The sequence below is a fragment of the Variovorax sp. J22R115 genome, assembly GCF_030317005.1.
GTDB lineage: Bacteria > Pseudomonadota > Gammaproteobacteria > Burkholderiales > Burkholderiaceae_C > Variovorax.
Genome location: NZ_JASZYM010000007.1, coordinates 102,707 through 115,603 on the forward strand (window position 1 = coordinate 102,707; position 12,897 = coordinate 115,603).

The window sequence follows — 12,897 nt, forward strand, 5'->3', positions numbered from 1 at the left end:
CGCAGCTACTTGATCTGGCTCTCCTTGTAGTAGCCGCTGTCGACCAGTGTCTGCTTCCAGTTCGAAGCATCGACGCTCACCGGCTTCAGCAGGTACGAGGGCACGACCTTCACGCCGTTGTTGTAGGTCTTGGTGTCGTTCACCTCCGGCTGCTTGCCCGCCAGCATGGCGTCGACCATGCCGACCGTGACCTTGGCGAGCTCGCGCGTGTCCTTGAACACGGTGGAAGTCTGCTCCTTCTTGAGGATCGACTTGACCGAGGGCACTTCCGCGTCCTGCCCCGTCACCACCGGCATCGGCTGCTGCGCCGTACCGTAGCCCACGCCCTTGAGCGAGGAGATGATGCCGATCGACAGACCGTCGTAGGGCGAGAGCACGGCATCGACGCGGTCCTTCGTGTAGTAGGCCGACAGCAGGTTGTCCATGCGCGCCTGCGCCACCGCGCCGTCCCAGCGCAGGGTCGAGACCTTGTCCATGCCCATCTGCTTGCTGCGCACCACGAGCTTGCCGCTGTCGATGTAGGGCTTCAGCACCGACATCGCGCCGTTGTAGAAGAAGAAGGCGTTGTTGTCGTCCGGCGACCCGCCGAAGAGTTCGATGTTGTACGGGCCCTTGCCCTCCTTGAGCTTCAGCGCCTGCTCGATATAACTGGCCTGCAGCACGCCGACCTGGTAGTTGTCGAACGTGGCGTAGTAGTCGACGTTCTTCGAGCCCTTGATGAGCCGGTCGTACGCGATGACCTTGACGCCCTTGTCGGCGGCCTTCTGCAGTACATCCGACAGCGTGGTCCCGTCGATGGCTGCGATCACCAGGACCTTCGCGCCCTTCGTCACCATGTTCTCGACCTGCGCGAGCTGGTTCGGAATGTCGTCGTCGGCGTATTGCAGGTCGGTCTTGTAGCCCTTCTCGTTGAAGTACTTGACCATGTTCGACCCGTCGGCGATCCACCGCGCCGACGACTTGGTCGGCATCGAGATGGCGACGAGACCTTTGTCCTGGGCATGGACGAGCGGCGCAATGCCGACAAGCAGTGTCGTGGCCGCGCCGGCCAGCAAGGTCTTGAGAAAGGTGCGTTTCATGGCAAGGTCTCCTTCGTTGTGTGCGTGCGCGACGCGCCGCTTGCGACGGCGCGTCACTGCCTGTTAGTACTTCCTGTTTGGGAACTCGGCTTTGGCGACTTCCATGGGGAAGATGCCTTCCTTCGTGAGGATGCGCTTCGGAATCGGCTTGCCGGCCTTGATGTCCTTCACGGCGCTCATCAGCTGGGGCCCAAGCAGCGGGCTGCACTCGACCGATACGTTGAGCTTGCCGGCCATCATGGCCTCGAAGGCGCCCTTCACGGCGTCGATCGAGATGATGATGATGTCCTGCGCCGGCTTCATGCCCGCTTCCTCGATGGCCTGGATCGCGCCGATCGCCATGTCGTCGTTGTGCGCGTAGAGCACATTGATCTTCTTGCCCTCGGCCTTCAGGAAGGCCTCCATCACCTCCTTGCCCTTGGCGCGGGTGAAGTCGCCGGTCTGCGAGCGGATGATCTTGAACTTCGGATCGGCCTTGATGATTTCCTCGAAGCCCTTCTTACGATCGATCGCCGGCGCCGAGCCCACCGTGCCCTGCAGCTCGACGATGTTGATCGGGCCTGCGTTGCCCTTCTCCTTCTCGACGAGCCAGCGCCCGGCCTTGCGGCCTTCCTCGACGAAGTCCGAGCCCATGAAGGTGACGTAGAGCGAGTCGTCCTTGGTGTTGACGGAGCGGTCGGTCAGCACCACGGGGATGTTGGCGGCCTTGGCTTCCTTCAGGACGGTTTCCCAGCCCGATTCGACCACCGGCGAGAAGGCGATGACATCCACCTTCTGCGCAATGTACGAGCGGATCGCCTTGATCTGGTTCTCCTGTTTCTGCTGCGCATCGGAGAACTTGAGATCGATGTCGGACTCCTTCGCGGCCGACTTGATCGACTCTGTGTTGGCGGTGCGCCATTCGCTTTCCGCGCCGACCTGGGCAAATCCCAGGACGATCTTCTTCTGCGCCAGAGCCGTGACCGGCAGCAGCGAGGACAGCGACGCGGTGGCGAGTGCAATGTTGAGCGTGCGACGATTCAGTTTCATGTTGTCTCCTGGTTGACGTGGTGAAAGAAACTCTTCTTCTCTTGTTATCTGCTTCTCTTGTCACTCAGGCCAGCACGTAGCCGGTCTTGACGGTGGTGTAGAACTCCACGGCATGTCGCCCCTGCTCGCGCGGTCCGTAGCTCGATGCCTTGCGGCCGCCGAAGGGCACGTGGTAGTCGACGCCGGCGGTCGGCAGGTTGACCATGGTCATGCCCACCCTCGCATGGCGCTTGAAGTGCATCGCGCGCGCCAGCGACGTGGTGCAGATGCCGGCGCACAGGCCGAAAGGCGTGTCGTTGGCCAGCACCAGCGCATGTTCGTAATCGTCGGCGCGCAGCACGCAGGCCACGGGTCCGAAGATCTCGTCGCGCGCCACACGGTGCTCGGGCTTGGCGAGAAAGAGCGCCGGGCTCATGTAATAGCCCGTGGTCGCGCGGTTCAGGCGTTCGCCGCCGCCCATGTGCTCGGCGCCTTCCGCGGTGGCGCTCTCGATGGCGGCGAGGTTGCGTTCAAGCTGGTGCCGGTCGACCACCGGTCCGATGTCGGTGCCCTGCGCCAGCGCGTGCCCGATCTTGAGCGCTGCGAGCCGGTGGCGCACGCGCGAGACGAAGGCGTCGTGCACTGTCGATTCGACGATGAGGCGGCTCGACGCAGTGCAGCGTTGGCCCGTCGAGAAATAGGCGCCCTGGACCGCGCAGTCGACGGCGCGGTCCAGGTCGGCATCGGCGAGCACTACGAGCGGGTTCTTACCGCCCATCTCCAGTTGCACCTTGGCACGCCGGCGGGTGGCCGCCTGCAGGATGTGTTCGCCGGTGACCACCGAACCGGTGAAGCTGATCGCATCCACCAGCGGACTGTCGACGATGCTCTGCCCCACTTCGCGTCCGCTGCCCATCACGAGGTTGAAGGTGCCGGCGGGAAGCGCCGCGCGGCTGATGATCTCGGCCAACGCCCAGCCGCAGGCCGGCACCAGTTCGGCCGGCTTGAACACAACGCTGTTGCCGTAGGCCAGCGCCGGCGCGATCTTCCAAGCAGGAATGGCAAACGGGAAGTTCCACGGCGTGATGAGCCCCACCACGCCGAGCGGCTCGCGCGTGATGTCGACCTGCACGCCGGGCCGCACGGAGGCGAGCGTCTCACCGTCGCCGCGCAAGGCTTCCCCAGCGAAGAACTTGAAGATGTGGCCCGCGCGCGCCGCCTCGCCGATGGCCTCTGGCAAGGTCTTTCCTTCTTCACGGGCGAGCAGCTTGCCGAGTTCTTCGCGGCGCGCGAGGATCTCGCTGCCGATCTGGTCGAGCACGTCGGCGCGACGTTGCGGTGTGGTCTGGCTCCAGTGCGGGAAGGCATCGGCAGCGGCGCGGATCGCCAGTTCGGTCTGGTTTCGGTCGGCGCGCGCGTATTCCGCGACCACTTCGCGGGTGTCGGACGGGTTTTCACTGATTCCCGTGGTAACACCCGTCTCCCAGCGGCCGTTGATGTACTGCCGTGCGTTCTGTTGGAGGTCACTGCGCTTCAAAGTGGTGCGAGTGTAGGAATCGCCCCGATATCTTTCCAATCAATATTTCGATGGAATAGATATCAGAAGCAGCATTCAGGTAAACCCCATATGACCAACTACACGCACTGGTTCATCCGTGCGCGCCTCAAGACCCGGCAGTTGCTGCTGCTGGTGGCGCTGGCCGAAGAGGGCAACATCCATCGCGCCGCGCAGGTGCTGAACATGACGCAGCCGGCGGCCTCGAAGCTGTTGAAGGATCTGGAGGACGTGCTGGAGGTCCCGCTGTTCGACCGTCTGCCACGCGGCATGCGGCCGACCTGGTATGGCGAGACGATGATCCGCCACGCGCGCATTGCGCTGGCGAGCCTCAATCAGGCACACGACGAACTCACGGCGCTCAAGGCGGGGAGTGCGGGGCAGGTCAACATCGGCGCGATCACTGCGCCGGGGCTGGTGCTGCTGCCGCCGGCGGTGGCGGCGGTGAAGCGCGATCACCCGAATCTGCGCGTCTCGCTGGAGATCGAGACGAGCCCGGTGCTGCTGGAACGGCTCGAGCAGGGCAAGCTCGATCTGCTCGTGGCGCGACTCTTCGCGGAGCACGACAAGAACAACCTTCGCTACGAGGCGCTCACGGAAGAACCGGTGTGCGCATTGGTGCGGCCGGGACATCCGCTGCTGGGCATGACAGGACTGGGTCTGCGCGATCTGGTGTCGGCCGGCTGGATCGTGCCGCCTGCGGGCAGCGTACTGCGCCATCGCTTCGAACTCATGTTCCAGGAAGTAGGACTGGCGCCGCCGATCAACGTGATCGAGACGGCGGCCCTGCTCTTCATCACGCGGATGCTGCAGCAGAGCGATATGGTCGCGGTGCTTGCCACCGACGTGGCGCGCTACTACGCGGCGCACGGGATCGTTTCGCTGCTGCCGATCGAGATGCCGTGCCACATGGATGCGTTCGGCATCATCACGCGCACTGACCGTCTGTTGTCGCCTGCGGCCAAGGTGATGATGCGGGCGTTGAAGACGCAGAGCTTTCAGGCTTATGGGCGGCGGCTTGAAGTGGATTGATCTTGTTCGCAGCCCGCCCCACCCAGGAGACACCCTTGAACGCAACACCATCCGCCACCTGCCCCACGACCCCTGCAACCCTCGAAGCGCCGCGTTGCGTCTGGCCCGCAGGTGCGACGTTGGGCGAAGGCACCTTGTGGTCACAGCGCGAGCAAGCTCTCTACTGGGTCGACATCATTGAACGCCGTCTGCATCGCTTCGACCCTGCGAGCAATGGTCAGACAACCTGGAGCTTCGACGAGGAGATCTCCGCGGTTGCGGAACGAGCCAACGCGCCCGGCTTCATCGTCACATTGCGTCGTGGCTTCGCCCTGTTCGACCCGGCAACGGGCGACGTTGCACCCAGGTACCTGCATCAGCCCGAACCCGAACTCGCCGACAACCGCTTCAACGACGGCAAGTGCGACGCCCAGGGCCGCTTCTGGGGCGGCACCATGGACTGCGCGTGCGAGGCGCCCACCGGCTCGCTCTACCGTTTCGACCCCGATGGAAGCTGCACCCGCCATGACCAGGGCTTTGCCGTGACCAACGGGCCGACGTGGTCGCTGGATGGACGGACCCTGTACTTCAACGACACCGTCACCAGCCGCGTCTACGCCTACGACTTCGATGCCGCCGAAGGCACCCTCTCCAACAAGCGCCAGTGGCTCCGATTCGCACGTGGCGACGGCTTCCCCGATGGCATGACGACGGATGCTGCCGGAAGGCTCTGGATCGCGCATTGGGGCGGCGCCTGCGTGAGCTGCCACGATCCAGTGAGCGCCGGTGAACTCTGCCGCATCCCACTGCCAACGAGCCACATCACCAATTGCGCGTTCGGCGGACCCGATCTGCGCACGCTCTACATCACGAGCGCCACCAGCGGCCTGACGCCCGCGCAGCGCGAGGCCGAGCCTGAAGCGGGCGGACTCTTTGCCGTTCAGCTCGACGTACCTGGATTGCCCGCGTCGCCGTTCGGCGGCTGAAGCCGACCTTCACACTCGCAGGCGCAGCTCGGCGGCAGCGGAGCGCCTGCGCCGCGCCGCGCCCGGCGACACACCGATGTAGCGTTTGAAGGACCGGCTGAACGCCGCCTCGGACTGGTAGCCGAAGCGGGCCGCGAGATCGCAGAGCCGTGCATCCTTCTCCTGTAGTGAGTTGAGCGCCAGATGCATGCGCCAGCGCGCCACGTAGCGCATTGCCGGCTCACCCACCAGCGTCGTGAAGCGCGCGGCAAACGCCGACCTCGACATCGCCACTTCGCGCGCCAGCGCCGCGACCGTCCAGGGCCGTGCGGCGTCACGGTGGATGAGCGAGATCGCTCGGCCGATCTGCTTGTCCTGCAGCGCGCCGAGCCATCCGGTCTGCGCAGCCGGGTCCTTCGCCATCCACGAGCGGATCGCCTGCACCACGAGGATGTCGGCCAGCCGCGTGATGACGGTCTCGCCGCCCGGCTGCAACTCGCGTGCCTCGACCGCCATGAGGCGAAGCAGGCTTCCGACCCAATCAAGTTCGCGCGCGCCCGGCGCGTCGATGCGAATCACCGGCGGCAGCAGCTTCACGAGCTGGTGCGCGGCCGGATGGTCGAAACGCACCGCGCCGCAAACCAGATGGGTCGGCGCGCCACCACCGCCGTGCCGCAGGATTTCGTAGCGTTCGCTGACCTGCTCGCGCGGCAAGTCGAACAGCTTCAGGGTGCCGGCGCCGGGCTCGCAGCCGAGACGATGGCCCTCGCCGTGCGGCACCAGCGCGAATTCGCCCGGTTGCAGCAGATACGGCTCCGCACCGTCGACCTCGAGCCAGCACTGTCCCGAAGTCACGACATGGAACATCAGGCTGTCTTCCATCGGCGGCAGCGCGAGTCCCCAGGGCGCAGTGAACTCCGAGCGGCAATAGAAGATGCCGCTCATCCGCAGGAAGTGCAGCGCCTCGCCGAGCGGGTCGACCGGGGCCAGAGCTTCCTTGAGGTCCATGTGGCGCAGTATGCGTAGCGCAAACCTCATCGTCCAGCGCGCCTGGACGCATGAGCATGAAATCGCGAGCGATGGACATTGATCCACCGACTCTTGCCCACGATAGTGGACTTCATGCAAACCACCATAGGAGCGACGCATGAACACCACCACCATCACCGTCATGGGCGCGACCGGTCACACGGGCGCGAAGATCGCGCAGCGCTTGCTGAAGTCGGGCGCCAAGGTCCGCGCTCTCGGACGGACTGAAAGCAAGCTCGCAGCACTCCGGAGTGCCGGCGCCGAAGTTCGGACCGGCGATGTGGCCGATGCGGGCTTCCTGGCCGAGGCGTTTCGGGGCGCGGACGCCGCCTACACCCTGCTCGCGACCGATCGCCATGCGCCCGACTACGCGGAGCGGCAGGCGCGGGAGGGCGAAGCCATCGCCGGCGCGGTCCGCGACAGTGGTGTCTCCCATGTCGTCGCGCTCAGCAGTCTGGGCGCAAACCTGCATGAAGCGACGGGCGTGATCGCGGGGTTGCATGCGCAGGAAGGGCGGCTGCAACGTATCGCGGGGATCAACCTCCTGCTTCTTCGACCAGCCTCCTTCTTCGAGAACTTCTTCGAGGCGCTGGATGTCGTCAGGCACATGGGTGTTCTGGCCGATTCCGTTGCGCCGGACATCGCCATGCCGATGGTCGCCGCCGACGATATCGCCGCGGTCGCAGCCAAGGCGCTCATGGAGCGGGACTGGAGCGGCATCGCCGTGCAGGAACTGCTCGGCCCGCGCGACCTGAGCCAGGCCGAGGTCGCCCGCATCCTGGGCCAGCGCATCGGCCAGCCCGACCTTCACTACGTCCAGCTTCCCGATGCCGATATGGCGGACGCACTGGTCGGCGCAGGCCTCTCGGCAAGCTTCGCCGATCTCTACGTCGAGATGACTCGCGCATTCAACGCGAACAGGGTTCATCCGCTCGCAGGATGCGCCACCCGAAGCTGCACTCCGACGACCTTCGAGCACTTCGCCGGGGAGCTGGCCGGCGCCTACGCGGCTTTACTTTCCTGTCACAAACTTGTTAAGACAAACTAGCTACATTTTCAAGAGCCCTTGGAGTTCCTTACACCAAAGGGCAGGTTGTCATGCACCTTGGCTGCGTGTTCAATGCACGACCAATCCTCGCTGTTTCAGCGCCCCAACCTTGAACGGCCGCCGCGTGCGCCGGCCCGGGAGATGTGGAATGAGTGAAATGACGGCCTTGAACCCAGCGGAAGAAACACCGGTCGTTCGCCTGATCGATGACGACGTGTCGTTCAGGCGCGCGGTGCAACGGCTGCTGCGTGCTGCCGGGCATCGCGTGGCGGAGTACGGATCGGTGGGCGAGATGCTGCTCGAGGGCATTGGCAGCGCACCCGGCTGCCTGGTGCTGGACATTCACATGCCCGGCCCCAGCGGCCTCGATCTCCAGGAGATGGTCGCCACGCAGCCGGAGCCTCTGCCGGTCATCTTCGTGACGGCCGAAGCAACCGTGCATGAAACCCTCCGCGCCATGAAGGCCGGCGCCGCGGACTTTCTCTTCAAGCCGGTCGATGGCGATGCGCTGCTGTCGGTGGTGAACAAGGCGGTCCACGAGGACGCCATCCGGCGGCAGGCGCACCGCCGGCTGTCCGCGCTGCAGACCCGCTACTCGCGCCTGAGCCCGCGCGAACGGCAAGTGCTCGATATGGTCGTCAACGGCGCGCTCAACAAGCAGATCAGCGCCGAACTCGGCGCGGCGGAGCGCACGGTCAAGGCGCATCGCGCGCACGTCATGGAGAAGATGGAGGTGAGCTCGCTGGCCGATCTGGTCAGGGCTGTCGGGCAACTGGACGCAGCGCCTCAGGCCCTCAGTCGCGTGGACGCCTGAGCGCGCACGCGAGCCAGACTCACCAGGCGCCATTCACATGTCGCCCAAGCCCGCCACAGGGATTGCGGTCTCGGCGCTGATCGCCTTGCTGTTGGCCGCCATGTGGCCTGCGTTGGCGCCGAACCATCGGCGCACGTCGACGAGGGCCCGGCCTGTGCAGCGCCGCCCCGCCGTTGCGGTGAACACCGCCCCGATTCATGGCGTCGACGAACTGACGGCGTCCATCACCCACGAAATCAACCAGCCGCTGAGCGCCATCCTAGCGAACGTGGATGCCGGCGCCCTGCTGTGGAAGCAGCAACCGCTGCCGGCCGACGAGCTCAAGAGCATCCTCACGGACATCCGCGACGACGTCCTGCGGATCAGGCAGATCATCCAGAAACTCAGGACGCTGCTCGGCAAGCGCTCGCTAGAGGCCACGACGCTGGAGCTGAACGAAGTGATCGCGGCGAGCAGGGGTCTGCTCGGCCAGCTTGCCCGGCGCCATCAGACTCGCCTGCAATTCGATCTCGCGCCCGGCCTGCCGCCGGTGATGGGCGACGGCATGCACCTGCAGCAGGTGCTGGTGAACCTGGCGACCAACGGCATGGAAGCGATGAGCGATCTACCCCCCAGCCGGCGAACGCTGAAGCTGACGACGGAGAAGGGCGACAAAGGCACCGCGGTATTCACCGTAGCCGACAGCGGGCCCGGCGTGGGCGCGAGCAAACTGGTGGAGATCTTCAAGGTCTTCTACTCGACGAAGCCGGAAGGCATGGGCATGGGACTCGCCATCGTGAAGACCATCGTCGACGCGCACGGCGGCAAGATCGAGGTCGGCACCAACGATCATCAGGCGGGCGCACTGTTCAGGGTGTCCTTGCCCACCATCGACGTCGCGCGCAAGCGCGTGGGGCGCAAGCCGGCCGCCGAGATTCCATCGGCCTAGGATGCGCCGATTGACGGTGCGCAGATCGCTTCACCCGATTTGCCCCAAGGGGCAGCACGTATTGCCCAACAGGCCGATGGGCAATGCACACCGGCCCCTCCATCATCGATTCACCGAGATTGGCGATCCTTCATGACGACTGAGCTCAAGAGCACAACGCGGACCGATGGCATGGTCTGGATTCCCGACGGCACCTTCCTCATGGGATCGGACCGGCACTACCCGGAGGAGGCGCCGACCCACAAGGTGGCCGTGAAGGGCTTCTGGATCGAAACGCACACCGTCACCAACACGGAGTTCAAGCGCTTCGTGGAGGCGACCGGCCACGTCACGCTGGCCGAGCGCCCGGCCAATGCAGAGGACTATCCCGGTGCAGATCCGGCCATGCTCGCACCCTCGTCGGTCGTGTTTCGCAAGACACCCGGGCCGGTGGACATGGGCAATCCCTACAACTGGTGGACCTACCAGCGCGGCGCCGACTGGCGGCATCCGCGCGGGCCGGGCAGTTCGCTGCAGGGGCTGTGGAAGCACCCGGTGGTGCATGTCGCCTTCGAGGATGCCGAGGCCTACGCCAAATGGGCCGGCAGGGAGCTCCCCACCGAGGCCGAGTGGGAATACGCCGCGCGCGGCGGTCTCGAAGGCGCCGAGTACACCTGGGGCAATGACTTCAGTCCCGGCGGGAAGTTGATGGCCAACTCGTGGCAGGGCGAATTCCCGTGGCAGAACCTGCTGCAGGACGGCTACGAAGGGACCGCGCCGGTCGGCTCGTTTCCGCCGAACGGCTATGGCCTGTACGACATGGCCGGCAACGTCTGGGAATGGACCACCGACTGGTACCAGGAGCACGACAAGATCATCAAGAGCTGCTGCACGCTGGACAACCCGCGCGGCGGCCAGGCCGAAGGCAGCTACGACCCGCGCACGCCGGAGGTCCGCATTCCGCGCCGGGTAATGAAGGGCGGTTCACATCTCTGCGCTCCGAACTATTGCCATCGCTATCGCCCGGCGGCCCGGATGGCGCAGCCGATCGACACGGCGACCTGCCATCTCGGCTTTCGCTGCATCGTGCGCAAGGAGCCAGCGCACCCGTGATGAAAGGAAGAACAATGACTAGGCGGTTTGTCCCGCGCACGCTGTGGTCGGTCTTGATGCTTGCATCCTTTGGTGCGGCAGCAACCGAAGGCGGCATCGGGCGCCCGATCACCGCCCAGCAGGTGTACTCCGATGCCGGCATCGTGCCGCCGACTCCGGGCTTCGCTTTGTCGCTTGCCAGCATCTACTTCTCGGGTGATTTGGACGGCTCGCGCCAGGTGTCCCTCGGCCGCACGCTCGGCGTCGGGCTGGATGCGACAGCGATCTACAACATCGCGAACCTCACCTACGTGTGGAACACGGGGCCGGGCCGCTGGAACTTCGCGTCGGCCATCGGGCTGCCGGTGCAATACACGAAAGCCGAGATCGGCATCTCCGGCCCCTTGCGCAGCGCCTCTGTCAGCGACAGCAACACGCACTTCGCCGACATGCTGTTCAACCCGCTCATCGCGGGCTATCACATCAGCGAGACCGAGCACCTCGCGCTCTCCGTGCCCTTCTATGCCCCGACGGGCTCGTACGACCCCGACCGCCTCGCCAATGCTGGCCAGAACACCTGGACCTTCTCGCCGACGATCGCGTACACCCACCTGCTGAAAGGCGGCGGGGAATTCACTGCGATGGCGGCATTCGATTTCTATACACGCAACGACGACACCGACTACAAGAACGGCGCCGTGTTCCGCATCGATGCCATGTGGACGACCACCATCGCGCCCCAATGGCATCTCGGTGTCGTGGGCGGCTGGATCGAGCAGGTCGAGGACGACACCGGCCCCACGGCGGACAAGCTCAATGGCTTCAAGGGTCGTTCGGTCGGCCTGGGGCCCATCGTCACCTGGAGCGGGAAGATCGGCAACCAGCCCGCCGCCTTCTCGGCGCGGTGGGTCTATGACGTGGAAGCCAAGAACCGGCCCAAGGGCAATGGCGTGTCCGTGAGTCTCACGCTGCCGTTCATGTAGCGCGCGAACGTCCCCCTCAATCGGGCTTGGCGCCCAGCGACTTGAGCAGCGCTTGGAATTCAGGCGAGCGCCGCAGGACGTCCCGTCCCGCCTCGATCAGTTGAGTAACTTCCCAGCCGCTGATCGAAAACGCCGTCGGCGTCTGCAGCAGCTCGCGGCGCATGTCGCCCTCGGCGTCGCGCAGGTTGACCGCCACCACATGGATTTCCGCATCCGCCGCGAAGGCATCGGAGCCGTCGCCGCGATGGATCTTGAGGTCCGCTCGCCACTGGCGCGTGACATCGGCCAGGAACTCCTGCGTCTCGATGGTCGCGCGCGAGCCGGTGCCGAAGAGCAACGCGTCGCCAACCTGGGCGAGGCTGGGCACCTTGTCGTCCGCATCGATGTCGTTGGCGGGGTCCCGCTCGGAGTTGACGGTGACCAACACCAGCTTCCGGATGCTGCCGGGCGGCAGGCCCGCATCGGACAAGCTCCTGCGCAGGCCGCCTCCGGCCAATGCGCGGTCGAGCATCCTGCGCACGCCGAGGTTGTCCGCCAGTCCGCCATCGACCAGGTGGATGTAGGGACGCCGCTTCGCATCGAGGTAGCTCTTCGCCTGCGAGCGGTACATGCGTGCGCGATAGTCGGTCCCGGCGCCGAAGACCTCCGGTGTCCGCACGCCCCGTTCGCGGCACTCGCCCGCATAGTTCTTCAGCCCCATCGGGCTGAGCACGATCGGCACCGCCGACGATGCGGCGACCGCAAAGGCCAGAGGCATGCTGCGCAGGTCGGAGCAGATCAGCGCGAACTGCTCCTGAGTGAACTCGAAGGTGGTGCCCAGCGACATGTCGGTCGCCGCGATGATGAGTTGCGTGCGCGGCGGGTTGTCTTCGACGTCCGCAAAGGTGCGACCCTCGTAGAGCTCGTCCAGTCGCTCCGCGAGCACGTTGCTGCGGCCGTACCACGGCGAGGTCATCCTGTACAGGTGCACAGGCCGGAGCGTCTGGGTGATGAGGCTGTTCTGGAAGTTCTGCCGCAGGAAGTCGCGCTCGAAATCCGGCAGCCGGTCGGCGCCGAAGGCCGCGTAGTACGCCGCCAGGATGCTGCCGCCCGACACGCCGGTGATGACATCGGCCGTTGTCAGCAGGTCTGTGTTCCGGCCGTTCCACTGGAAGGTGGTGCGATGCAGTTCAGTGAGCACGCCGTAGCCGAAAGCGGCGGCTCTCGCGCCGCCGCCGGACAGCGTCACCGCGACGACGATGCTCGGATCGGCCGAGGCGGCGATCGGCGGGATGGTCGCGTTGTCCGCGACCAGCGGTGCATTGATCCACGGCCGCACCGAGGAGCAGCCCGCAAGGCACCCGGCGATCAGCAGGCCGCAGACGACGGTGCGGATCGCGGCCAAGCGTTCAGCTCACGAGCGCAGC

At 65.5% G+C, this 12,897-nt stretch carries 12 protein-coding genes; 7 read left to right on the forward strand and 5 right to left on the reverse strand.

Translation table 11 applies throughout. The features are described 5' to 3' along the window. Nucleotides 1-5: 5 nt before the first annotated feature. From chvE to QTI04_RS13955, 3 genes are all read right to left on the reverse strand, one after another. Nucleotides 6-1,079, reverse strand: coding sequence for a multiple monosaccharide ABC transporter substrate-binding protein (chvE, locus tag QTI04_RS13945; protein WP_286602864.1), 1,074 nt, complete (start codon nt 1,077-1,079; stop codon nt 6-8). A 63-nt stretch (nt 1,080-1,142) separates the two neighbouring features. Next, complete coding sequence (locus QTI04_RS13950) at nt 1,143-2,108, reverse strand: ABC transporter substrate-binding protein (RefSeq protein ID WP_286602865.1); 966 nt, start codon at nt 2,106-2,108, stop codon at nt 1,143-1,145. Between the two features lie 64 nt (nt 2,109-2,172). Continuing rightward, the gene (locus tag QTI04_RS13955; RefSeq protein ID WP_286616185.1) at nt 2,173-3,624 is read right to left on the reverse strand and encodes an aldehyde dehydrogenase family protein; all 1,452 of its coding nucleotides are present in this window, start codon (nt 3,622-3,624) and stop codon (nt 2,173-2,175) included. A 90-nt stretch (nt 3,625-3,714) separates the two neighbouring features. Here QTI04_RS13955 and QTI04_RS13960 point away from each other — a divergent pair, with 90 nt between their 5' ends. Together QTI04_RS13960 and QTI04_RS13965 are read left to right on the forward strand one after the other, a co-directional pair. Then, nucleotides 3,715-4,674 (forward strand): LysR family transcriptional regulator, encoded by a 960-nt coding sequence (locus tag QTI04_RS13960; protein WP_286616186.1) that lies wholly within the window; start codon nt 3,715-3,717, stop codon nt 4,672-4,674. A 35-nt stretch (nt 4,675-4,709) separates the two neighbouring features. Further along, a complete protein-coding gene (locus QTI04_RS13965; RefSeq protein WP_286616187.1) occupies nt 4,710-5,639 on the forward strand; it encodes an SMP-30/gluconolactonase/LRE family protein in 930 nt (309 codons plus the stop codon). Nucleotides 5,640-5,648: 9 nt separating this feature from the next. Here QTI04_RS13965 and QTI04_RS13970 read toward each other — a convergent pair whose 3' ends face one another. After that, nucleotides 5,649-6,626 carry an AraC family transcriptional regulator gene (locus QTI04_RS13970; RefSeq protein WP_286616188.1) on the reverse strand — a complete coding sequence of 326 codons (978 nt, stop codon included), beginning with the start codon at nt 6,624-6,626 and terminating at the stop codon, nt 5,649-5,651. 139 nt (nt 6,627-6,765) lie between these two features. Between QTI04_RS13970 and QTI04_RS13975 the strand changes: the two genes are divergently transcribed. The 5 genes from QTI04_RS13975 (at nt 6,766) to QTI04_RS13995 (ending at nt 11,491) form a co-directional block, all read left to right on the forward strand. Then, nucleotides 6,766-7,695: an NmrA family NAD(P)-binding protein gene (locus QTI04_RS13975; protein ID WP_286616189.1), complete on the forward strand. Its 930-nt coding sequence runs from the start codon at nt 6,766-6,768 to the stop codon at nt 7,693-7,695. 148 nt (nt 7,696-7,843) lie between these two features. Continuing rightward, nucleotides 7,844-8,509 (forward strand): response regulator transcription factor, encoded by a 666-nt coding sequence (locus QTI04_RS13980; protein ID WP_286616190.1) that lies wholly within the window; start codon nt 7,844-7,846, stop codon nt 8,507-8,509. A gap of 37 nt (nt 8,510-8,546) precedes the next feature. Next, nucleotides 8,547-9,437 (forward strand): sensor histidine kinase, encoded by an 891-nt coding sequence (locus QTI04_RS13985; RefSeq protein ID WP_286616191.1) that lies wholly within the window; start codon nt 8,547-8,549, stop codon nt 9,435-9,437. Nucleotides 9,438-9,569: 132 nt separating this feature from the next. Next, nucleotides 9,570-10,529, forward strand: coding sequence for a formylglycine-generating enzyme family protein (locus tag QTI04_RS13990; RefSeq protein WP_286616192.1), 960 nt, complete (start codon nt 9,570-9,572; stop codon nt 10,527-10,529). 14 nt (nt 10,530-10,543) lie between these two features. After that, nucleotides 10,544-11,491, forward strand: coding sequence for a transporter (locus QTI04_RS13995; RefSeq protein ID WP_286616193.1), 948 nt, complete (start codon nt 10,544-10,546; stop codon nt 11,489-11,491). A gap of 16 nt (nt 11,492-11,507) precedes the next feature. Here the strand turns inward: QTI04_RS13995 and QTI04_RS14000 are convergent, their stop codons facing one another. Beyond that, a complete protein-coding gene (locus QTI04_RS14000; RefSeq protein WP_286602880.1) occupies nt 11,508-12,875 on the reverse strand; it encodes a patatin-like phospholipase family protein in 1,368 nt (455 codons plus the stop codon). Nucleotides 12,876-12,897: the final 22 nt, after the last annotated feature.